Source organism: Bordetella genomosp. 13, assembly GCF_002119665.1.
Lineage (GTDB): Bacteria > Pseudomonadota > Gammaproteobacteria > Burkholderiales > Burkholderiaceae_B > Bordetella.
Map to the genome: position 1 here is coordinate 3,700,895 of NZ_CP021111.1, position 20,695 is coordinate 3,721,589.

The following is a 20,695-nucleotide window of genomic DNA, read 5'->3' on the forward strand; positions in this document are numbered from 1 at the left end:
CCGCCACGCCCGGCGCTCCGCTGCCCCCTCGCATGATCTAGAGTAGGCGCCTCTGTCCACCGACAGACGCGCGCCTGCCATGTCCCGCCACGATCACGCCTACCGCAATCTGTTCAGTCATCCTGAGATGATCAGCGACCTGCTGCGAGGCAGCGTCGCGCAGGACTGGCTCGATCAAGCGGACTTCGCCACGCTGGAACGCGTGAATGGCGAGCACGTCGCGCGGCATCGCCGCCGCCGCTCGGGCGACATGATCTGGCGCGTGCAGGGCCGCCACGGGTGGGCTTATGTCTACGTGCTGCTGGAGTTCCAGTCGCGCTCCGATTCCCACATGGCCGTCCGCATGATGACCTATCTGGGGCTGCTATACGAAGACCTGCGGCGCCAGAAGCAGGTGTTGCCCGACGGCAGCCTGCCGGCAGCGCTGCCCATCGTGCTCTACCGCGGCCTGGCGCGCTGGCAGGCTCCTCACGACGTGGCGGAGCTGGTGCAGCCCGTGCCCGGCTTGCAGGCGCACGCACCATCGCTGCGCTATCTGTTGCTGGACCAGGGCGAACTGCTCGCGCGAGGCGATCTGCCTCCTGCCAACCTGGCCACCCTGCTCTTTCGGTTGGAACACGCGCGCGACGAGAACGAGCTGCGCGACGCGCTGCAGGCGTTGATCGACCGACTGGATGCGCCCGCCTTCGACGAATTGCAGCAGGCGTTCACCGCCTGGTTGCGCGATGTCCTGCTGCAGGAGCGCGCGCCGGGTGTTAGCATCCCCCCGGTCAGCACCTTGCGGGAGATCGAAACCATGATCGTGCAAGAGAAAATCGATTGGAGCCTGCGCTGGCGTCAGCAAGGGCATCAGGAAGGCCGCCAGGAAGGCCGCCAGGAAGGCCGTCAAGAAGGCCGCCAGGAAGGCCGTCGAATGGGTGTCCAGGAAGGCGAATCCCTGCTGCTCGAACGTCTGCTCGCCCGGCGTTTCGGCGCCTTGCCCGACGAAGTGCGGCTACGCCTGTCCCAAGCGGACACCGCGCATCTGGAGGCCTGGGCTGAAAAGCTCCTGGATGCCCGGACCCTGGACGACGTGTTCCGGCATTGAACGGTCACGCCATGGCCGACAACGAACGCATACTGCTGGTCGGCTGCGGCGACCTGGGCCTGCGCACGGCGCGGCATCTGCTGGCACGCGGCGACGAGGTCTGGGCGCTGCGGCGCACGCCGCCTGCCGACGCGCCCGCCGGCATCCGTTGGATACGCGCCGACCTGAGCCGGCCCGAACAACTCAATGACCTGCCGGGCGGCATCACGCGCGTGGCCTGGCTGCCTGCGCCGGGCCGCCGCGACCCGCGGGCCTACACCACGGTATTCACCGATCCCCTGCCCCATGTGTTCGGCGCGCTCGACCGCACGATGCTTCGGCGCGTGGTGTTCGTCTCGTCATCCGCGGTATATGGCGATCATGCCGGAGGCTGGGTCGACGAGCACACACAGCCGGATCCGCCGGGCTTCAATGGCAAGGTGCTGCTGCAGGCCGAACAATGGCTGGCCGACCAGGGCCTGCCCGCCGCAGCACTGCGTCTGGCCGGCTTGTACGGCCCCGGCCGCACGCAGTTGCTAGAACGCATCCGCGCCGGCCAGGCGCGCGCGCCGCGCGACTCCGCGCACTGGGCCAACCGCATGCACATCGACGACGCGGCCGCCGCGGTGGCGCACCTGCTGTACCTGCCGAAGGTGGAGCCCGTGTACATCGGCTGCGACGACACCCCTCTGCCGCTGCACGAACTGTACGACTGCCTGGCAACCATGTTGAACGCGCCGCCGCCGCCCGAGGGACCTCCGCCCGCAGGCGTCGGCAGCAAGCGGCTTTCGAACGCGCGACTGCGGGCCAGCGGACTGACGCTGCAATGGCCCGACTCGCGCGCGGGCTATGCCGCGCTGATCGGCGCGGCCTGAATCAGGCGGCCGCCGCCGAGGTCGCCGTCACATGGCGGCCGCAGTACTCGCGCACCACCGCCACCACGCGATCCACATCCTGTTCGGATACGTCCAGATGCGTGACCAGGCGCGTCGGTCCGCCATACACCGCCCGCATAAGGACGCCCCGCTCGCCCATCGCGCGCGTCAGGCCTTCGCAGATGGCGGGCTCGAACTCCGCGAACACCATGTTCGTGTCCTGCGAGAGCACGCGGACACCCTGGATACCGGACAGGCCGGCGGCCAGGCGCTCGGCGTTGGCATGGTCCTGCGCCAGGCGCTCGACGTGATGCTCCAGCGCATACAGGCAGGCCGCGGCCAGCACACCCGATTGGCGCATGCCGCCCCCCAGCACCTTGCGCCAGCGGCGCGCCGCGTCGATCAGCGCCTTGCCTCCCACCAGCACCGAACCGACCGGCGCGCCCAGGCCCTTGGAAAAACAGATGGAGACCGTGTCGAACGGCTCGCACATCGCCTGCAGCGGCTGGCCGCTGGCCACGGCCGCATTGAACACGCGCGCGCCGTCCAGGTGCAGCCCCAGATTCTGCTCGCGCGCGAACGCGGCGGCCTGGCGGATGTAGTCGGCCGGTATCACCTTGCCCTGGAATGTATTCTCGAGCGCCAGCAGGCGCGTGCGCGCGAAATGCGGATCGTCAGGCTTGACGGCCGCCTTCAGCTTTTCCAGCGGCAGCGTGCCGTCGGGCGCATGTTCGACAGGCTGCGGCTGGATGCTGGCCAGCACCGCGGCGCCCCCGCCTTCGTACTTGTAGGTATGGGCCTGCTGGCCCACCAGATACTCGTCGCCGCGGCCGCAATGCGCCATCAGGCCGCCCAGGTTGCTCTGCGTGCCGGACGGAAAATACAGGCCGGCTTCCTTGCCGGCGCGTTCGGCCACGACGGCCTGCAGCTTCTGCACCGTCGGATCGTCGCCCATCACGTCGTCGCCCAGGGGCGCCTGCACCATGGCCTGCAGCATCGCGGCAGTGGGACGGGTGACGGTATCGCTGCGCAAGTCGATCATGCTGGCTCCTGGACTTCGGTATCAGTATGCGTATGGAAAGCCGGCACGGCATGCCGGCGAGACTGGTAAAACAGGATGAGGACGGGCGTCGCATGACGTCGCGGCGCAGGTCGGGGACATCATGGCGCGACTGTATCATCCGAGCCGGCGCGCGGACGCCTGGCGGCGCGGCTGACGGTCCATAGACCGGCCAGGATAAGCGCCATGGCCAGCGCCTCGTCCTGCGTGGGCCGTTCGCCCAGAAAGGCCCATGCCATCAGCACAGCCACCACGGGCACGCCCAGGCCGGACAGGCCGGCGATGGACGCCGGCACGCGCCGCACGACCAGCATCCACAGCAGATACCCCAGCGCCGTGGCGATCAGTACCACGTACAGCATGCCCAGCAGCAGCGTGCCGTTCCACTGCAAGGCCTTCTGGGGCACGGCGAGCGCCACGGGCGCGATGGCCAGGCCGCCCAGCAGCATCTGCCAGGCCGAGAACACCAGCACGTCCGGCGCGTGCCGATCGAAGGCGCGCTTGGCCAATACCGTTCCGAGACCCCAGAACAGGCCCGCCACGGTACCCAGGCCGATGGGCAGCAGCCCGCCCACCAGTCCTTTCCACGGCGCCACGAAACACAGCAGCCCCGCGGCGGCCAGCGCGATGCCTGACCAATGGCGCGCCGAGGGGCGATCCCCCAACAGCCACCAGCCCAGCAGCACCACCCAGAACGGCATGGTGTAGGTGGTCAGAGCGACCTGCCCGACGCTGCCCTGCCCCAGCCCCAGCTGCACGAAGCACTGGAACGCGGCGTTCTGCGTCAGGCCGATCAGCAGGGTCAACCGCCACGACGGCAGCGACAGCGGACGGCGCAGCGCAATGGCCGCGACGAACAGCACGACCGCGCCGCCCAGGTAGCGCACCGCCGCGAAATGGAACGGGCCGATATAGGGCGCCACCGCTTTCATGGCGATCCAGCTGCCCGCCCAGACCAGGATGGTGATGAGCATCAGGGCCAGGCCGCTGCGATCGATACTGCTGGCGTTCACTGCAAACTCCGCAAGGCAAAAAGCAAGGGCCGGCATCGAAGCCGGCCCATGGTCATCGGCGGCGCCTGTGTCCGCGCACACGGCGGACGCAGGCGCGGATGCCGGTCAGAGGGGCTTGGCCAACTGCTCGAGGATGGCGGGGTTCTCGAGCGTGGACACGTCCTGCGTGACCTCTTCGCCCTTGGCGACCACGCGCAGCAGGCGCCGCATGATCTTGCCCGAGCGCGTCTTGGGCAGGTTGTCGCCGAAGCGGATGTCCTTGGGCTTGGCGATGGGACCGATCTCGCGCGCCACCCAGTCGCGCAGTTGCTTGGCGATGGCCTGCGCCTCTTCGCCCTCGGGACGGGCGCGCTTGAGCACGACGAAGGCCACCACGGCCTCGCCGGTGGTGTCGTCGGGCCGGCCCACGACGGCGGCCTCGGCCACCAGTTCGTGCGCGACCAGCGCGGATTCGACTTCCATGGTGCCGAGCCGGTGACCCGAGACGTTCAGCACGTCGTCGATGCGGCCCATGATCCAGAAGTAGCCGTCCGCGTCGCGCTGCGCCCCGTCGCCGGCCAGGTAGTAGCCGCGCAGCTCGGGCGGAAAATAGCTTTTCTTGAAGCGCTCGGGATCGCCCCAGATGGTGCGGATCATCGCGGGCCAGGGACGCTTGATGACGAGGAAGCCCCCGTTGCCCTGCTCGACGTCTGCGCCGGTCTCGTCGACGATGGCGGCGGCGATGCCCGGCAGCGGCAGCGTGCACGAACCCGGCTTGAGCGGCGTGGCGCCCGGCAGCGGCGTGATCATGTGGCCGCCGGTCTCGGTTTGCCACCACGTATCGACGATGGGGCAGCGCTCGCGGCCGACGTTCTTGTGATACCAGATCCAGGCCTCGGGGTTGATCGGCTCGCCCACCGTGCCGATGATGCGCAGCGTATCCAGCGCGTAGTTCCGAGGATGCGTCTTGGGCGCGGCCTCGGATGCCTTGATCAGCGAGCGGATGGCGGTGGGCGCGGTGTAGAACACCGACACCTTGTGGCGCGCGATCATGTCCCAGAAGCGGCCCGAGTCGGGATAGGTGGGCACGCCCTCGAACACCACCTGGGTCAGGCCGGCGGCCAGCGGGCCGTACGCGATGTAGGTATGGCCGGTGACCCAACCCACGTCGGCCGTGCACCAGTACACGTCGTCGGCGCGCGCGTCGAAGGTCCACTTGACGGTCAGCAGCGCCCAAAGCAGGAAGCCCGCCGACGAGTGCTGCACGCCTTTGGGCTTGCCGGTGGAACCGGAGGTGTACAGGATGAACAGCGGGTGCTCGGCGTCGACCACCACGGGCTCGCAGGTATCGGGCTGGTTGGCGGCGACCTCGTGCATCCACAGGTCGCGGCCTTCGTTCCAGGCCACGTCGCCGCCGGTGCGGCGATACACGATGACCTGCCGCACGGCCTCGCAGCCGCCCATGGCGATGGCCTCTTCGACGGCCGGCTTCAGCGGGATCTTCTTGCCGCCGCGCATCTGCTCGTCGGCGGTGATGACCAGCGATGCCCCGACGTCGACGATGCGTTCCTGCAGGCTCTTGGCCGAGAAACCGCCGAACACCACCGAGTGGGTGATCCCCAGACGCGCGCAGGCCTGCATGGCCACCACGGCCTCGATGGACATGGGCATGTAGACGATAGCCCGGTCGCCCTTCTTGTAGCCCAGCGACTTCAGGCCATTGGCGAAACGGCACACGCGCGCGAGCAGCTCGCTATAGGTCACCCTGTCGACCTTGCCGTCGTCGGCCTCGAAGATGATGGCGACCTTGTCGCCATTGCCCTTCGCGACCTGCGCGTCCAGGCAGTTGGCCGACACGTTGAGCTCGCCGTCGCCGAACCAGCGATAGAACGGCGCATTGGATTCGTCCAGCACCTGTGTGAAGGGCTTGTTCCATTGCAGGTGCTCGCGCGCCAGGCGGGCCCAGAAGCCCTCGAAGTCCTGCTCGGCTTCCTGGCACAGCTTGCGGTACGCATCCAAGCCGGAGATGGCCGCGCCCTCGACGGCGGCGGCCGGCGGCGGGAACACGCGGTTCTCGACCAGGACGGATTGAATGGCATTGGACATGGTTGGTCTCCGATCAGTGGTTTTGGTGCTGCCGTTTTTTGCCGCCGCATTCGTCCTGCCGCCGGGCCAACCAGAGAACCGCCACAGGAGGCGGCAAGCCCGACGCGCGGCATGGGGCATTGCGAGGATGCGGCACGCCACCGTATCGCCGGGCTCTTACGGGCACCTTACGAATATGCGGCCGGCAGGGCGCAACGCTGGCGGTCGTGGTAGCCGGCGCGCCATGGCGTAAGGATAGCAGCCGCGCTGCGCCCGCGCAGCGCGGGTGCCGGATCGGAGACTATGCCGCGTCCACGGCGGCGAGAATGCGCCCGAACAAGGCGTCGGCGTGCGCGGAGTCGAGCCAGCGGACGATGACGACCATGCGGCGCTCGGGCTCGACCCAGGTGAACGAGCTGCCCGCGCCCACGCCGAAGAAGCTCGACGCGGGCAGGCTGGGGAACACCTTGCCCTCGTGGTTCAGCCAGATGAGATAGCCATAGTACGGGGCCAGCGAGCACGGCGTGCGCATGGCCCGCACCCATTCCGCGGACAGCACCTGGCGGCCGTCGCGCGCGCGCCCTTCGTCCAGCAGCATCTGCCCGATCAGGGCCTGGTCGACGCTGCTGATCGACATGCCGCCGCCCCAGTGCGAGCCGCCCGGCACCGACTGCACGCGCCGGCCGTCCAGTTCGATCCAGGCATTGTCATAGCCCACCCACTGCCAGTCTTCGCTGGCGCCGATGGGCCGCATGACGGCCTCGCGGAACACCTCGGGCAGCGGCCGGCGGAACAGGTGCAGCAGCGCATACGACAGCTGGTTGATGCGCACGTCGTTGTATTCCCAGTAGGTGCCGGGACGCTGCAGCGGACGAGGGTCGCCCTTCTTGCCGCCGGGCGGCGTGCCGAACGTGACGGCGCGGTAGCGATCGACCTGGTCGGGCACGCCGAAACGCTCGCCTTCCCATTCGCTGGTCTGCTGCAACAGCTGGCGCCACGTGATCTCGGCGTTCTGGCCGTGGTCGAAGCCGATGCCCGCCACGCGCTGGCGCACGGGCTCGTCCACGTCGGGCAGCAGGCCGCGGTCGTGCGCCACGCCGGCCAGGATCGCCAGGTACAGCTTGGCCACGCTGAACGTCAGGTCCGCTCGCCGCGGTTCGCCCCACGAGGCGACCGTGTTGCCATCGACCACGACCACACCCGACACCGGGCCGCGATCGTGCACGGGGCCCAGCAGGCGGTTCCAGGGCGGCGGATCCTGCTGGTGCACGCCCCACACGCCGTCGACGCTGCGGTCCCAGGCCGTTTCGTGGGCGTTGGCGAATTCGATGGCTTGCTGCATCAGCGTGTCGTTCATGCGGGCTCCTGTGCTTGGCGCTATGGTTCGGAAAGCGTTTCACTCGTCTGCGGTGGCCGCGGCCTCGCCGGCCAGCAGCGTCATGGCGGCCTGCACGCCGCCCGGCCGATGCGGCACCCCGGCGGCAGCCAGGCCCATCTCGACGCCGGCCAACGTGCCGCACAGCGTCAGGTCGTTGAAGTCGCCCAGATGGCCGATGCGGAAGGCCTGGTCGGCCAGGCGTCCCAGGCCCTGGCCCAGCGACATGTCGTAGCGCTCGAGGATGATCTTGCGCAACGCGTCAGCGCCGCGCCGGTCCGGCATCAGCACGCCCGTCAGCGCCGGGCTGTGGCCTTGCGGCTCCTGGCACACGGTCTCCAGGCCCCACGTTTGCACCGCGGCGCGGGTGGCGGCCGCATGGCGCCGATGGCGCGCGTACACGCGCGGCAGTCCCTCCTCCGCCAGCATTTCCAGGGCCTCGTGCAGGCCATACAGCAGCGAAGTGGCTGGCGTGTACGGAAAATAGCCATTGCGGTTGGAGGCCAGCATCTCGCGCCAGTCCCAGTAGGAGCGCGGCAGCCGCGCCGTCTCGGCCGCGGCCAGCGCGCGCGGGCCTACCGCGTTGAACGACAGGCCTGGCGGAAGCATCAGGCCCTTCTGCGCGCCGGCCACCGTCACGTCCACGCCCCATTCGTCGTGGCGGTAGTCGATCGCGCCCAGCGAGGAAATCGCGTCCACCATCAACAGCGCCGGATGCCCGCTGCGATCGATCGCGGCGCGCACCGCGGCAATGTCGCTGACCACGCCGGTGGAGGTTTCGTTGTGCACCATGCACACGGCCTTGATGCGTCGCTGCGCATCGGCCTGCAGCCGCTCGCCTACCTGCGCCGCATCCACGCCGTGCCGCCAGTCGCCCCCGATCTGCTCGACCTCGAGCCCCAGGCGACCGGCCAGGCGGCACCACAGCGCCGCGAAATGGCCGGTCTCGGCCATCAACACGCGGTCGCCGGGCGACAGGGTGTTGACCAGCGCGGCCTCCCAGGCCCCCGTGCCGGACGAGGGATAGATAACCACCGGCGCTTCGGTCCGGAACACCGGCCGCAGCCCCGCCAGCACGGCGCGCCCCAGTTCGCCGAACTCGGGACCGCGATGGTCGATGGTGGGACGGCCGATGGCGCGCAGGATGCGCTCGGGCACGTTGGTCGGCCCGGGAATCTGCAGGAAATGTCGGCCGGAGGGGTGATGATCGAGGCGGAACATGTGTGGCCTTTACGGTAATTTGTATACCAAACGACAAACGGCGCAGAAAATCTGCGCGCTCACCAACGGTCGGAGTCTGCCCACCCATGCTCCGGCAAAAGCAGTCGCCACTTTATCCCTATTGCTTTCCCGAGAAAATCGAGGGTATTCACCCATGCTGCCCATGCGGCACGCTGATCTATAGTGGCCGCAAAACGTGGAGTGGTTTTGTATACCATGAGCAGCACCCCCCTATTGGCGCCCGACCCGCAGACGCCCGCCCCCATGGCGGACGAGGCGCGTGCGGCCCGGCCGGGCTCGCGGCGCACGCTTCCCGGCACGGTGGCGGAACAACTGCGGGAACGCATCATTCAGGGCGAATTCAGGCCGGGCGCGCGCCTGAACGAACGTCTGCTGTGCGAGCTGCTCGGCGTGTCCCGCACGCCGCTGCGCGAAGCGTTCCGGGTGCTCGCGGCAGAGGGCCTGGTGCAGATGGTGCCGAACCGCGGCGCGCAGGTGGTGGCCATGTCCGAAACCACCATCCGCGAAGCCTTCGAGGTCATCGGCGGACTCGAGGCCATGTCGTGCAGGCTGGCCTGCGCGCGCGCCACCGACGCCGAGATCGCCGAGATCCGCGCGCTCACCTACGAAATGATGGCCAGCCACGCGCGCCAGGACCTGCCCGCGTATTACGACTGCAACCGCCTCATCCACCGGCGCATCGGCCAGGCCGCGCACAACGCGCTGCTGCTGCAGCTGTACGAGGCGCAGAACCTGCGCATCCAGAACCTGCGCTTCGTCTCGAACGAGGATCGCGCCAAATGGGACCAGGCGATGCGCGAGCACATCGAGATGGCGGACGCACTGGCCGCGCGCGACGGCGACCGGCTGGCCGCCATCATGCGGGAACACCTGCAGCGCAAGTGCGACGCGGCGCTGCGCAGCCTGGCGCAGGGCGGCCCGTCCGGCAGCGGCTGAACGCGCGGCGCGCCGCGCCAACGACAACCACAGCGGCGCATCCGATACGACCCCGGCCGATAGAGGCGCTGGAGCGAGACGACAGATCAGCGGTATTCGCAGTGCAGCAGCTCCTGCTCCGCCTCCGGCGGACGCAGCGGAAACACCGATTCGATTCACGCAGCACCGGCAGCATCTCATTCCAACTAGCTTGGCCAAGAGGGAGCCCCAACATGGCTGAATGTCGCATCAAATCCATTGCTTCGCCGCAGTCCGTACGAGTCGCATTCCTGCGGGGCGCCGCCGTCTCGGCCCTGATGGCCGCCTGCATGGGCGCGGCCGCCCTGTCGCCCACGGCGGCACAGGCCGCCAAGAAGGACGACACCGTCCGCATGGCCTATGACCAGGCTCCCGAAAGCGTCGATCCGTACTACAACAACGTGCGCATCGGCGTCATCATCGCCGCCAACGTCTGGGACACCCTGCTGTACCGCGACCCCGTCAGCAATGAGTACCGTGGGCAGCTCGCCAAGAGCTGGAAGCAGGTCGACGACAAGACGATGGAGTTCGAGCTGCGCCAGGGCGTGAAATTCCACAACGGCGAAGAATTCGACGCCGACTCGGTGGTCTACACGCTGAACTTCGTGGCCGATCCGAAGAACAAGGCGGTCACGCAGCAGAACGTCGCCTGGATCGACAAAGTCGAGAAGCTCGACAAGTACCGGGTGCGCCTGACCACCAAGAAGCCGTTCCCGGCTGCCAAGGCATATCTGTCGACCACGGTCGCGATCCATCCGGCCAAGTACTACCAGGAGGTCGGCCCCCAGGGCATGAACGCCAAGCCCGTGGGCACAGGTCCGTACAAGGTCGTCGACTACCAGCCGGGCAAGTCCATCACGCTCGAGCGCAACGCCGACTATTTCAAGGAATCGCCCAAGGCCCAGCCCAAGATCGGCAAGGTCGTGATCCGCTTCATCCCCGACCGCCAGACGCAGATGGCCGAGATGATCTCCGGCGGCGAAGACCTGATCATGAGCGTGCCCAAGGACCAGGCGGAGCAGTTGAAGACGGTGCCCACGCTGCAGGTGGTGAACGGCGACACGATGCGCATCGTCTTCATGCAGATGAACATCCTCGACAACACGCCCGCCTCGCCGCTGAAGGACGAACGAGTGCGCAAGGCGATCAACCATGCGATCGACCGCGAATCCATCCTGAAGAACATCGTGGGCGAAGGCGGCTCGCTGCTGAATGCGGTCTGCACGCCGTCACAGGTGGCCTGCTCGCAGGACGTGCACAGCTATAAGTACGACCCCGCGCTGGCCAAGAAGCTGCTGGCCGAGGCCGGCTATCCCAACGGGTTCGAGATCGACCTGGTCGCCTATCGCGAGCGCAACCAGACCGAGGCCATCATCAACTATCTTCAGGCGGTGGGCATCCGGCCGCGCCTGAGCTTTCTGCAATACGCGGCCATGCGGGACATGATCCGCGCCGGCAAGGCCTCGCTCACGCACCAGACCTGGGCCTCCAACCTGGTGAACGACGTGTCGGCCTCGACGCCGGTGTACTTCGGCTTCGGCAACGACGACGTCACGCGCGACGCCAAGGTGAAGGAACTGCTGGACAAGGGCGACCAGACCATCGATGCGAAGGAGCGCGCGGCCGCCTACAAGGAGGCGCTGGGCATCATCGCCGACAAGGCGTACGCGGTGCCGCTCTGGACTCTGCCGGCCTACTACGTGGCCAACAAGGACCTGAACGTCAAGCCCTACTCGGATGAGCTGATCCGGTTCTGGGACATGAGCTGGAAGTAAGCGCGAGCGGCCCGGCGGGCACGCGCCGGGCCGACCTCAACCGCATCCGCGAGGGGTAGTCATGCTGGGTTTCACACTGAGGCGCCTGGGGCTGGCGCTGCTGGTGGCACTGACCGTATCGATATTGGCGTTCCTGCTGCTGCACCTGTCGGGCGATCCCGCGCTGGCGCTGGCCGGCGAAGGCGCACGCCAGGCCGATATCGACGCGGTACGCAAGGCCTACGGGCTGGACCGGCCGCTGGCGGTACAGTACGCCGATTGGCTCTGGCACGTCGTGCGCGGCGATTTCGGCATGTCGGTGTATTTCAAGACGCCGGCTGGTCCGCTGATCTGGGGCAAGCTCCAGACCACGCTGCTGCTGGGCCTGGGCGCGCTGGCGGTGGCGCTGCTCATCTCGATCCCGCTGGGCGTGCTGGCCGCCATCTACAAGGGCAGCCTGATCGATCGCGCCTGCCTGGCCATTGCGGTGCTGGGCCAGGCGCTGCCGAATTTCTTCTTCGCGCTGATCCTCATCATGCTGTTCTCGCTGACCTTGCGCATGCTGCCGGTGTCGGGAAGCGGCACCTGGCAGCACTTCGTCATGCCCTCGATCGCGCTGGGCTATTACGTCGCGCCCGCCTTCATGCGGCTGATCCGCGCGGGCATGGTCGAAGTGCTCGGCGCCGACTACATCCGCACCGCACGCGCCAAGGGCCTGCCCACGCGCACCGTGATCTTCAAGCACGCGCTGCGCAACGCCATCGTGCCGGTGGTCGCGCTGGCGGCCGTGCAGCTGGGCTACCTGCTGGGCGGATCCGTCGTGATCGAGACCATCTTCGCGCTGGACGGCCTGGGCTACCTGGCCTACCAGAGCATCACCTACAAGGATTTTCCGGTGATGCAGCTGATCGTGCTGCTGCTGTCGGTGCTCTACGTGCTGCTGACGCTGGCCGCCGACGTGGCCAATGCCTGGCTCGACCCGCGCATCCGCGCCGCCTGAGGAGCCGACGATGGACACCCGCACCCTTGCTTCCACGCCGCCCGCGCCGGGCGCCGGCGCGCCGGCCGTCGACGTGGCCGCGCCACCCTTGCGCAAGCGAGCGCTCTGGCGCGCGCTACGCCGCAACAAGGCGCTGCTGGTGGGCGGCGGCCTGCTGCTGCTGATCACGCTGGCCGCGCTGTTCGCCCCCTGGCTGGCTCCGCACGATCCCTACTTCCAGGATCTCGCCTACCGCACCGCGCCGCCGGTCTGGTACGAAAAGGGCACCTGGCTGCATCCGCTGGGAACCGACCAGCTCGGGCGGGACTATCTCTCGCGCCTGATCTACGGCGCGCGCATTTCGCTGCTCATCGGCGTGAGCGTCGCGCTCATCTCCGGCCTGATCGGCACCACCATGGGGATGGCCGCCGGCTACTTCGGGGGCAAGGTCGACATGGCCGTGTCCTTTCTGATCACCACGCGCCTGTCGCTGCCCGTGATCCTGGTCGCGCTGGCCACCGTGGCGCTGGTGGGCGGCTCGCTGTGGGTCGTGATCCTGGTGCTGGGCCTGCTCAAGTGGGACCGCTACGTCGTCGTCATGCGCAGCGCCACGCAGCAGGTCCGCTCGCTGGAATACGTGGCCGCGGCGCAGGCGGCGGGCGCCTCCACCTGGCGCATCATCCGCGGCGAAGTCCTGCCCAACGTGGCGCCCCACCTCATTGTGATCGCCACGCTCGAAGCCGCCAGCGCCATCCTGCTCGAGGCTTCGCTGTCCTTCCTGGGCCTGGGCGTGCAGCCGCCCCTGCCCTCGTGGGGACTGATGATCTCCGAGGCCAAGGCCTACATGTTCTTCTCGTTCTGGCTCATCGCCATCCCGGGTTCCGCGCTGGCGCTGCTGATCTTCGCGATCAATCTGGCGGGCGACGGCCTGCACCAACTGCTCACGCCGCAGGAAAGGAGCTGAGATGGCGCAAGACTACGCATTGGAGGTCGACGGACTGTCGGTCGACATCGACACGGCGGGCGGCACCCTGCACGCGGTGCGCGACGTCTCGTTCCAGGTGCGGCGCGGCGAGACGCTTTGCCTGGTGGGGGAATCGGGCTGCGGCAAGTCCATGACCTCGCTGGCCATCATGGGCCTGCTGCCGCGCGCCGCCACCCGCAGCGCCCGCCGCCTGACAGTCATGGGAGAAGACCTGGCTCGCGCCAGCCGCCGCCGCGCCAACGCGCTGCGCGGCGACAAGATGGCCATGATCTTCCAGGAGCCCATGACCGCGCTGAACCCGGCCTATACCATTGGCACGCAGCTCACCGAACACTACATTCATCACCGCAAGGCCAGTCCGGCACAGGCGCGCGAGCGCGCGGCCGAACTGCTGCACAAGGTCGGCATCGCCTCGGCCGGCCAACGCCTGGGCCAGTATCCCCACCAGTTGTCGGGCGGCCTGCGCCAGCGCGTGATGATCGCGATGGCGCTCATGTGCGGTCCCGAGGTGCTGATCGCGGACGAACCCAGCACCGCGCTGGACGTCACCATCCAGGCGCAGATCCTGCGCCTGCTGGCTGATCTGCAGGCCGAGCTCGGCATCGCCATGGTCCTCATCACGCACGACCTGGGCGTGGTCGCCCGCATCGCGCACCAGGTGGCCGTGATGTATGCCGGGCAGGTGGTCGAGGCTGCGCCGGTGCGCGAGCTCTTCGCCGCGCCGCGCCATCCGTATACGCAGGGCCTGCTCGGCTGTATCCCGGTGCCGGGCCGCAGCACGCCGGGCAGCGAGCTGGGCACGATCCCCGGCGTGGTGCCTTCGCTCGTGGGACAGATCGCCGGCTGCGCCTTCGCCGACCGCTGCCGCCACGCCGCGCCCGCGTGCCGTGCCGCCATCCCCGTGCACCACAACGAGCGCGGGCAGCACTGGCGCTGCATCCACACCGACCTGGGAGCCGCCGCATGAATCCCACTTCAGCCCCCCTGCTGCGCACGCGGCAGGTACAGCGCAGCTTCCAGGTAGGCGCCGGCATGTTCCGCCCGCGGCGCCCCCTGCATGCCGTCAACGGCGTGGATCTCGCCGTCGAGCGCGGCTCGGTGCTGGGCATCGTCGGCGAATCCGGCTGCGGCAAGTCCACGCTGGCCCGGCTGCTGCTCGGCCTGACCGCGCCCAGCGCCGGCCGGATCGAGCTCGACGGACAGGACATCTCGCAACTGGACCGCCGCGCCATGGCCCGGCGCGTACAGCCTATCTTCCAGGATCCCTATTCGTCGCTGAACCCGCGCCGCAGCATCGCGGCCATCGTGTCGCTGCCGCTCGAGGTGCACGGCATCGCCAATCCGAAACAGCACAAGGCCATCGAGATGCTGGAGCGGGTGGGCCTGCCGGCCCGCCTGGCGCACAACACCCCGAACCAGCTGTCGGGCGGGCAGCGGCAGCGCGTGGCCATTGCGCGCGCGCTGGTCATGAAGCCCGAACTGGTGATCTGCGACGAACCGACCTCGGCATTGGACGTCTCGGTGCAGGCGCAGATCATGAATCTGCTGATGGAGCTGCGCCGCGACTTCAATCTGACATATGTGTTCATCAGCCACAACCTCGCCGTGGTGGAACACATCGCCTCCCATGTGGCCGTGATGTACCTGGGCCGCGTGGTCGAGTCGGCCCCCACCTCCGAACTGTTCGCGGGTCCGCGCCATCCTTACAGCCAGGCGCTGCTGGCGTCGGTGCTGACGCCCGAGCCGGGCCTCGGCCTGCCCGACATCGGCCTGGGCGTCTCGTTTCCCGACCCGCTGAATCCGCCCTCAGGCTGCCCCTTCCACCCGCGCTGCCCGCACGCGATGCCCGTGTGCGCACAGACGCGGCCGGCGCTGCGCGCCGATGCGCAGGGCAGCGTCGCGTGCCACCTCGTCTTCCCGCCCACACAGGAGTCCGCATGAGCCGCCCCCTAGCCATCGAACAGGCCGAGCGATGTTTCGACTCCGGCGCGTTCCGCCAGCTGCTGGCGCGCCGCATCGCCATTCCCACCGAAAGCCAGAATCCCGAGCGCGCGCAGGTGCTGCCGCAGTACCTCGAGGAGGAGATGCTGCCGGCCTTCGAAGCCATGGGCTTCACGTGCCGCATCCTGACCCATGAAAACGCGCGCGCGCCCTTTCTGTATGCCGAGCGCATCGAGGACCCGGCCCTGCCCACCGTGTTCGGCTATGGGCATGGCGACGTGATCCGCGGGCTCGAGGCCGAATGGCTGCCCGGCCTGTCGCCATGGACGCTGACCGAGTCGCAGGGCCGGTGGTACGGCCGCGGCATCGCGGACAACAAGGGCCAGCACGCCGTCAACATGGAGGCGATGCGCATCGTGCTGCAGACGCGCGGCCGGCTGGGGTTCAACGCCAAGTATCTGATCGAGATGGGCGAAGAGACCGGATCGCCCGGCCTGCGCGAACTGTGCGAAACGCATCGCGAACTGTTCGCCGCCGACGTGCTGATCGCCTCCGACGGGCCGCGGCTGAGCGCGCAACGTCCCACCGTATTCCTGGGAGCGCGCGGCAGCATGAACTTCGACCTCAGCATCGAGGCGCGCGCCGGCGGCCATCATTCCGGCAACTGGGGCGGGCTGATCTCCAACCCGGGCATCCAGCTGGCGCATGCCATTGCCACGCTGGTCTCGCCGTCGGGCCAGATCCGCGTGCCGGAGTGGCGCCCCGAGTTTCTGCCGGCCTCGGTGCGTCGCGTGCTGGCCGACTGCGAGGTCGATGGCGGCGCCGATGGCCCCGCCATCGAGCCCGAATGGGGCGAGCCCGGCCTGTCGCCGGCCGAGCGCGTATTCGGCTGGTGTTCGTTCGAGGTGCTGGCCTACAAGACCGGCAACCCCGACACGCCCGTCAATGCGATACCGCCGCGCGCCTGGGCGCGCTGCCAATTGCGCTTCGTGGTGGGCGTCGACGCCGACGATCTGTTGCCGGCGCTGCGCCGCCACCTGGATCGCGAAGGCTTTCCCATGGTGCGGATCGACACCACGCGCGAGACCATGTTCCGCGCCACGCGGCTGGACCCGGACGACCCGTGGGTGGGCTGGACGGCGGCGTCGCTGCAGCAGACCAGCGGCAAGAAGACCGCCATCCTCCCCAACCTGGGCGGCTCGCTGCCCAACGACATCTTCACGGACGTGCTGGGCCTGCCCACGGTGTGGGTGCCTCACTCGTATCCGGGCTGCTCGCAGCATGCGCCCAACGAACATCTGCCGCCGGAGCTGCTGCGCGAGGGACTGCGGCTGATGACCGGCCTGTACTGGGACATGGGAGCGGGCGGCACGCCCGCCGCCAAGGTATAACGTACAGCCCGCCCCGATAGGCGCGGCGGCCTGCCCGCCGGCGCTAGCCGCCCGACTGGCGCGCGATGCCGCGCGCCATGTCCACCCGCGACAGCAGCAACAGCCCGCCCACGAAGAACACGCCGGTGACCAGAATGGCCAGGCGATGGTTGCCCAGGGTCATCCACGTGACCAGGCCGTAGGTCAGCGGACCCACCACGGCGGCCAGCTGGATGGCGAAGGTCCACAGCGCGAAGAATTCGGCCAGCCTGGGCTGCGGAGCCAGCGCGCCCACCATGGCGCGGCCCGCGCTCTGGCTGGTGCCCATGCACAGCCCGGCCAGCATCGCCGCCACCCAGAACACGGACGCGGTAACGGCGGCGTAGGCCGTCAGCACCATCACGATCCAGCCGGCCAGCGTCAGGGCCAGCGCGCGCTTGTGCCCGATGCGGTCCTGCACATAGCCGAAGCTGAAGGCGCCCAGCGCGGCCGCGATGTTGACGGTGAACACCAGCATCATGGTCTGGGACATGCCGAAGCCCATGACCTGCTCGGCATACACGGCGGCCAACGTCACCACGACCGCGATGCCGGCCTGGTAGCAGGCCCCGCACATCAGCAGCCGACGGAACTCGGGATAGTGCGTTCCCGTGTCGCGCCAGGCCCTGCCCAGCCGAGCCAGCATGTCGGTCACGCCCGACCGCCCCAGCGCCGGCGCATGGGGCCGTGCGCGCTCGCGCAGCAGGAAGAAGGACGGGAGCGCCGCCAGCGCGAACATCACGGCCGTCAGCGCGACGACCCAGGGCACGTACTGCTCGGCTCCCAGTCCGCGCGATTCGCCCGTCATGACCACGGCCAGCGACAAGCCCAGCGTCAGCATGCCGCCGCAGTATCCGAAGCTCCAGCCCCATCCCGACACGCGGCCCAGCGCGTGCGGCCGCGCAAGTTCGGGCAGGAACGCGGCGATGACGGACTCGCCGATGCAGAAGCAGTAATTGGAAAGCGCGACCGCGGCCAGCGCCAGCCAGACGTCGCCCGGGCCCGCCTGGGTCAGCGCCAGCGTGGCGGCCACGCAGCCCAGCGTGCTGGTATACAGCAGCCGCCGCTTGCCGGCGCGGGCGTCGGCGCGCGCGCCCAGCGTGGGCATGGTCAGCATGATGGCCAGGTAGGACACCGACAACGCGGCAGTCCAGGCCAGCGTGGCCCAGTGAGCCCGGCCGCCCACCACGCCCACGAAATACGTGCTGAACACCGTCGTGAGGATGACGGTGGTGTACCCGGAGTTGGCGAAGTCGTACATCGCCCAGGCCCACACCTCGCGGCGCGTGACGCCGGGGTTCAGCGCACCCCGCGCCGGCGCCGGGGCGGCGCCGGCCGGGGCTTGCGGCACAGCAGGTTGCGTCACAGGCCCAGCGCTGCGATGCCCGCGCGCGCGATGGCGGCGTCATCCGAGGATTTCACGCCCGATACGCCCACGGCGCCGATCACCTGGCCTTCGGCCACGATGGTCACGCCGCCTTCGAGCATGCCTTCGAGCTGCGGCGCCGACAGGAACGCGTAGCGGCCATTGTTGATGATCTCTTCGTAGCCGGCGGAATCGCGGCGGCCCAGTGCGGCGGTGCGCGCCTTGGCCGGCGCGATGTAGGAAGAGACCGGCGCGACGCCATCCAGGCGCAGCATGCCCAGCAGGTGGCCGCCGTCATCGGCCACCGCGATCGACACGGCCCATTGATTGGCCAGCGCGTGGGCTTCGGCGGCCGCCAGGATTTTCTTCACGTCTTCCGCGGTCAGCACGGGTTTGCTTTTCATTGCAGGGATTCCTTGATCTGTTGCAGGGCTGTGGGATCTTCGATGGTGGTGAGGTCGCCCGGATCGCGGTTTTCGCACACCGCGACGATGGCCCGGCGCAGCACCTTGCCCGAGCGCGTCTTGGGCAGCGCCCCGACGAAGCGGATGCGCGACGGACGCGCCACGGCGCCAAGCTGGTCTTCCACGACCCGCATGATATCCCCTTCCAGCGCACGGGCATCGTCGGCATGCTGCGCGGCATCGGGCCGCTTGAGCACCACGAAGGCCATGGCGACCTGGCCCTTCAATTCATCGGCCACGCCCACCACGGCGCATTCGGCCACGCCCGCATGGCTGTTGATGGATTCCTCGATCTCGCGCGTGCCCAGGCGGTGGCCCGCCACGTTGATGACGTCGTCGGTGCGGCCCAGGATGTACCAATAGCCATCCTCGTCGACGCGCCCCCAGTCGAATGTGGAATACACCTGGCGGCCCGGAATGGACGTGAAATACGTCTGAACGAAACGCTCGTCGTCGCCCCAGATGGTGGACATGGCGCCGGGCGGCAGCGGCGGCTCGATGGCCACCACCCCTTTCTGTCCGGGTTCGAGGTCTTCGCCCGTGGCCTCGCTGACGATGCGCACGTCGAAGCCATAGGTGGGAAACGACGGGCTGCCGAAACGCGTGGCCACGCGCTCGACGCCCGGCTGGGCCGACAGAATGGGCCAGCCGGATTCGGTCTGCCAGTAGTTGTCGATGATGGGTTTGCCCAGCCCCTCGGACACCCAGCGCGCGGTCGGCTCGTCCAGCGGCTCGCCGGCCAGGTACACGGCCCGCAGCGTGGAGAGGTCGTGGCGGCGCAGCAGTTCCGGATCCTGGCGCTTGAGGACGCGCACGGCGGTGGGCGCGGAAAACAACGTGTTCACGCCGAAGCGCTCGACCAGCTTCCACAGGATGGCGCCGTCGGGCCGCACCGGCGTGCCCTCGTACAGCACCGAGGTCTGCCCGCCAATGAGCGGCCCATAGACGATGTACGAGTGCCCGACCACCCATCCGATGTCGCTGGTGCAGAAGAACGTATCGCCGGGCTTGCCGTCGAACAGGTATTCCATGGACGCGGCCAGCGCCACGGCGTAGCCGCCCGTGTCGCGCTGCACGCCCTTGGGCCGGCCGGTGGTGCCGGAGGTATACAGCACGTAGCTGGGCTCGGACGACTCGACCCATTCCACCGGCACCTGCGCGCCGTCATGGCGGCGACGCAGCTCGGCGTAATCGAGATCGCGTCCGGGCTCCGGCTGGAACGGCACGAGGCCGCGATCCAGCACGACAACCGCCCGCGGCGGCTTGCCGCACAGGGACAGCGCCTTGTCGACCAGCGGCTTGTAGGGCACGACCTTGCCCGCACGCGATCCGCCATCGGCGCACATCAACACCTTGGGCGCCGCGTCGTCGATGCGCTGCGCCAGGTTCACCGAGGCGAAACCGCCGAACACGACTGAATGCACCGCGCCGATGCGCGCGCAGGCCAGCATGGCGAAGACCGCCTCGGGCACCATGGGCATGTAGATCAGCACGCGGTCCCCCGGGCCGACGCCCTGCTCGCGCAGCATGGCGGCCACCGCGTTGACCTCGGCGTACAGCTGCTGGCGCGTGTACAGCCGCTCCTGGTCCACTTCGGTGGACACCCAGGCCAGCGCCACACGGTCGGCATACTGCGGCAGCCATCGGTCGACCGCGTTGTAGCAGAGGTTGGTGCGTCCGCCGACGAACCACCGTGCGAAAGGCAGGCGCTCGTCGTCCAGCACCTGGCTGAATGGCGTTTCCCAATGAATGCGCTGCGCCTGCTCGCGCCAGAAACCATCGGGGTCGTGAATCGACCGATAGTGGAAATCCCGGGTTTTTTCCATGTATGTCTCCTGATATATTTCGAGGGTCATTCCGCACTATTTGGTAGTCTTTTTTAGCTACCTTCCGCTCTTTCCCGCAGCACTTCGGTCTTATTGTGGCCAGCCCAGCTTGCGCGAAGCTTGCCGCAGCGCCCTCAGTCTCCTAGAGGATCGCGCCGAGATCAATCCGCATTACCCGCAGAACGATGTGAGATGTCGGTGGTTGCTACACGACTTGTCACAATCGGTTTGATAGAATCCGGCTATTCCTTGCTACCCTGCGGATGCTGTAACGGCTCCGTCCCTCGTAGTACTGCCGAGACCAATGCCCAGCAACAGGCCC

The 20,695-nt window shown here is 68.4% G+C and carries 17 protein-coding genes; 9 read left to right on the forward strand and 8 right to left on the reverse strand.

What is annotated here, in order from left to right; genetic code table 11:
- Positions 1-79: 79 nt before the first annotated feature.
- Together CAL15_RS16585 and CAL15_RS16590 are read left to right on the forward strand one after the other, a co-directional pair.
- Entirely contained in the window at positions 80-1,087 is a 1,008-nt protein-coding gene (locus tag CAL15_RS16585; protein ID WP_086079606.1) for an Rpn family recombination-promoting nuclease/putative transposase, read from the forward strand.
- Positions 1,088-1,098: 11 nt separating this feature from the next.
- On the forward strand, positions 1,099-1,941 hold the full coding sequence (locus tag CAL15_RS16590) for an NAD-dependent epimerase/dehydratase family protein (protein ID WP_086079607.1): 843 nt from the start codon (positions 1,099-1,101) through the stop codon (positions 1,939-1,941).
- 1 nt (position 1,942) lies between these two features.
- On the opposite strand, the gene ltaE is transcribed toward CAL15_RS16590, so the two are convergent.
- The 5 genes from ltaE to CAL15_RS16615 form a co-directional block, all read right to left on the reverse strand.
- The gene (gene ltaE / locus CAL15_RS16595) at positions 1,943-2,983 is read right to left on the reverse strand and encodes a low-specificity L-threonine aldolase (protein ID WP_086079608.1); all 1,041 of its coding nucleotides are present in this window, start codon (positions 2,981-2,983) and stop codon (positions 1,943-1,945) included.
- 119 nt (positions 2,984-3,102) lie between these two features.
- Positions 3,103-3,975: a DMT family transporter gene (locus CAL15_RS16600; RefSeq protein ID WP_420042560.1), complete on the reverse strand. Its 873-nt coding sequence runs from the start codon at positions 3,973-3,975 to the stop codon at positions 3,103-3,105.
- A gap of 144 nt (positions 3,976-4,119) precedes the next feature.
- The gene (acs, locus tag CAL15_RS16605; RefSeq protein WP_086079610.1) at positions 4,120-6,099 is read right to left on the reverse strand and encodes an acetate--CoA ligase; all 1,980 of its coding nucleotides are present in this window, start codon (positions 6,097-6,099) and stop codon (positions 4,120-4,122) included.
- Between the two features lie 280 nt (positions 6,100-6,379).
- Positions 6,380-7,435 carry a serine hydrolase domain-containing protein gene (locus CAL15_RS16610; protein WP_086079611.1) on the reverse strand — a complete coding sequence of 352 codons (1,056 nt, stop codon included), beginning with the start codon at positions 7,433-7,435 and terminating at the stop codon, positions 6,380-6,382.
- 39 nt (positions 7,436-7,474) lie between these two features.
- Entirely contained in the window at positions 7,475-8,674 is a 1,200-nt protein-coding gene (locus CAL15_RS16615) for a pyridoxal-phosphate-dependent aminotransferase family protein (RefSeq protein WP_086079612.1), read from the reverse strand.
- A gap of 264 nt (positions 8,675-8,938) precedes the next feature.
- Here CAL15_RS16615 and CAL15_RS16620 point away from each other — a divergent pair, with 264 nt between their 5' ends.
- The 7 genes from CAL15_RS16620 to CAL15_RS16650 all read left to right on the forward strand — a co-directional run bounded on the left by CAL15_RS16620 (position 8,939) and on the right by CAL15_RS16650 (position 16,699).
- Entirely contained in the window at positions 8,939-9,631 is a 693-nt protein-coding gene (locus CAL15_RS16620) for a GntR family transcriptional regulator (protein ID WP_086081145.1), read from the forward strand.
- Between the two features lie 212 nt (positions 9,632-9,843).
- On the forward strand, positions 9,844-11,424 hold the full coding sequence (locus CAL15_RS16625) for an ABC transporter substrate-binding protein (protein ID WP_086079613.1): 1,581 nt from the start codon (positions 9,844-9,846) through the stop codon (positions 11,422-11,424).
- 61 nt (positions 11,425-11,485) lie between these two features.
- Positions 11,486-12,403, forward strand: coding sequence for an ABC transporter permease (locus tag CAL15_RS16630; protein ID WP_086079614.1), 918 nt, complete (start codon positions 11,486-11,488; stop codon positions 12,401-12,403).
- Between the two features lie 10 nt (positions 12,404-12,413).
- The gene (locus CAL15_RS16635) at positions 12,414-13,346 is read left to right on the forward strand and encodes an ABC transporter permease (RefSeq protein WP_086079615.1); all 933 of its coding nucleotides are present in this window, start codon (positions 12,414-12,416) and stop codon (positions 13,344-13,346) included.
- A gap of 1 nt (position 13,347) precedes the next feature.
- Positions 13,348-14,334, forward strand: coding sequence for an ABC transporter ATP-binding protein (locus tag CAL15_RS16640; protein WP_086079616.1), 987 nt, complete (start codon positions 13,348-13,350; stop codon positions 14,332-14,334).
- Entirely contained in the window at positions 14,331-15,308 is a 978-nt protein-coding gene (locus CAL15_RS16645) for an ABC transporter ATP-binding protein (RefSeq protein WP_086079617.1), read from the forward strand. Before CAL15_RS16640 ends, CAL15_RS16645 begins: the two co-directional genes overlap by 4 nt.
- On the forward strand, positions 15,305-16,699 hold the full coding sequence (locus CAL15_RS16650) for a M20 family metallopeptidase (RefSeq protein WP_086079618.1): 1,395 nt from the start codon (positions 15,305-15,307) through the stop codon (positions 16,697-16,699). The genes CAL15_RS16645 and CAL15_RS16650 overlap by 4 nt, the downstream gene beginning before the upstream one ends.
- A gap of 43 nt (positions 16,700-16,742) precedes the next feature.
- Here CAL15_RS16650 and CAL15_RS16655 read toward each other — a convergent pair whose 3' ends face one another.
- The 3 genes from CAL15_RS16655 to CAL15_RS16665 all read right to left on the reverse strand — a co-directional run bounded on the left by CAL15_RS16655 (position 16,743) and on the right by CAL15_RS16665 (position 20,373).
- Positions 16,743-17,978 (reverse strand): MFS transporter, encoded by a 1,236-nt coding sequence (locus tag CAL15_RS16655; RefSeq protein ID WP_086081146.1) that lies wholly within the window; start codon positions 17,976-17,978, stop codon positions 16,743-16,745.
- Positions 17,979-18,079: 101 nt separating this feature from the next.
- Positions 18,080-18,487 carry a heme-binding protein gene (locus tag CAL15_RS16660; protein WP_086079619.1) on the reverse strand — a complete coding sequence of 136 codons (408 nt, stop codon included), beginning with the start codon at positions 18,485-18,487 and terminating at the stop codon, positions 18,080-18,082.
- Entirely contained in the window at positions 18,484-20,373 is a 1,890-nt protein-coding gene (locus tag CAL15_RS16665) for a propionate--CoA ligase (RefSeq protein WP_086079620.1), read from the reverse strand. Before CAL15_RS16665 ends, CAL15_RS16660 begins: the two co-directional genes overlap by 4 nt.
- Between the last annotated feature and the right edge of the window lie 322 nt (positions 20,374-20,695).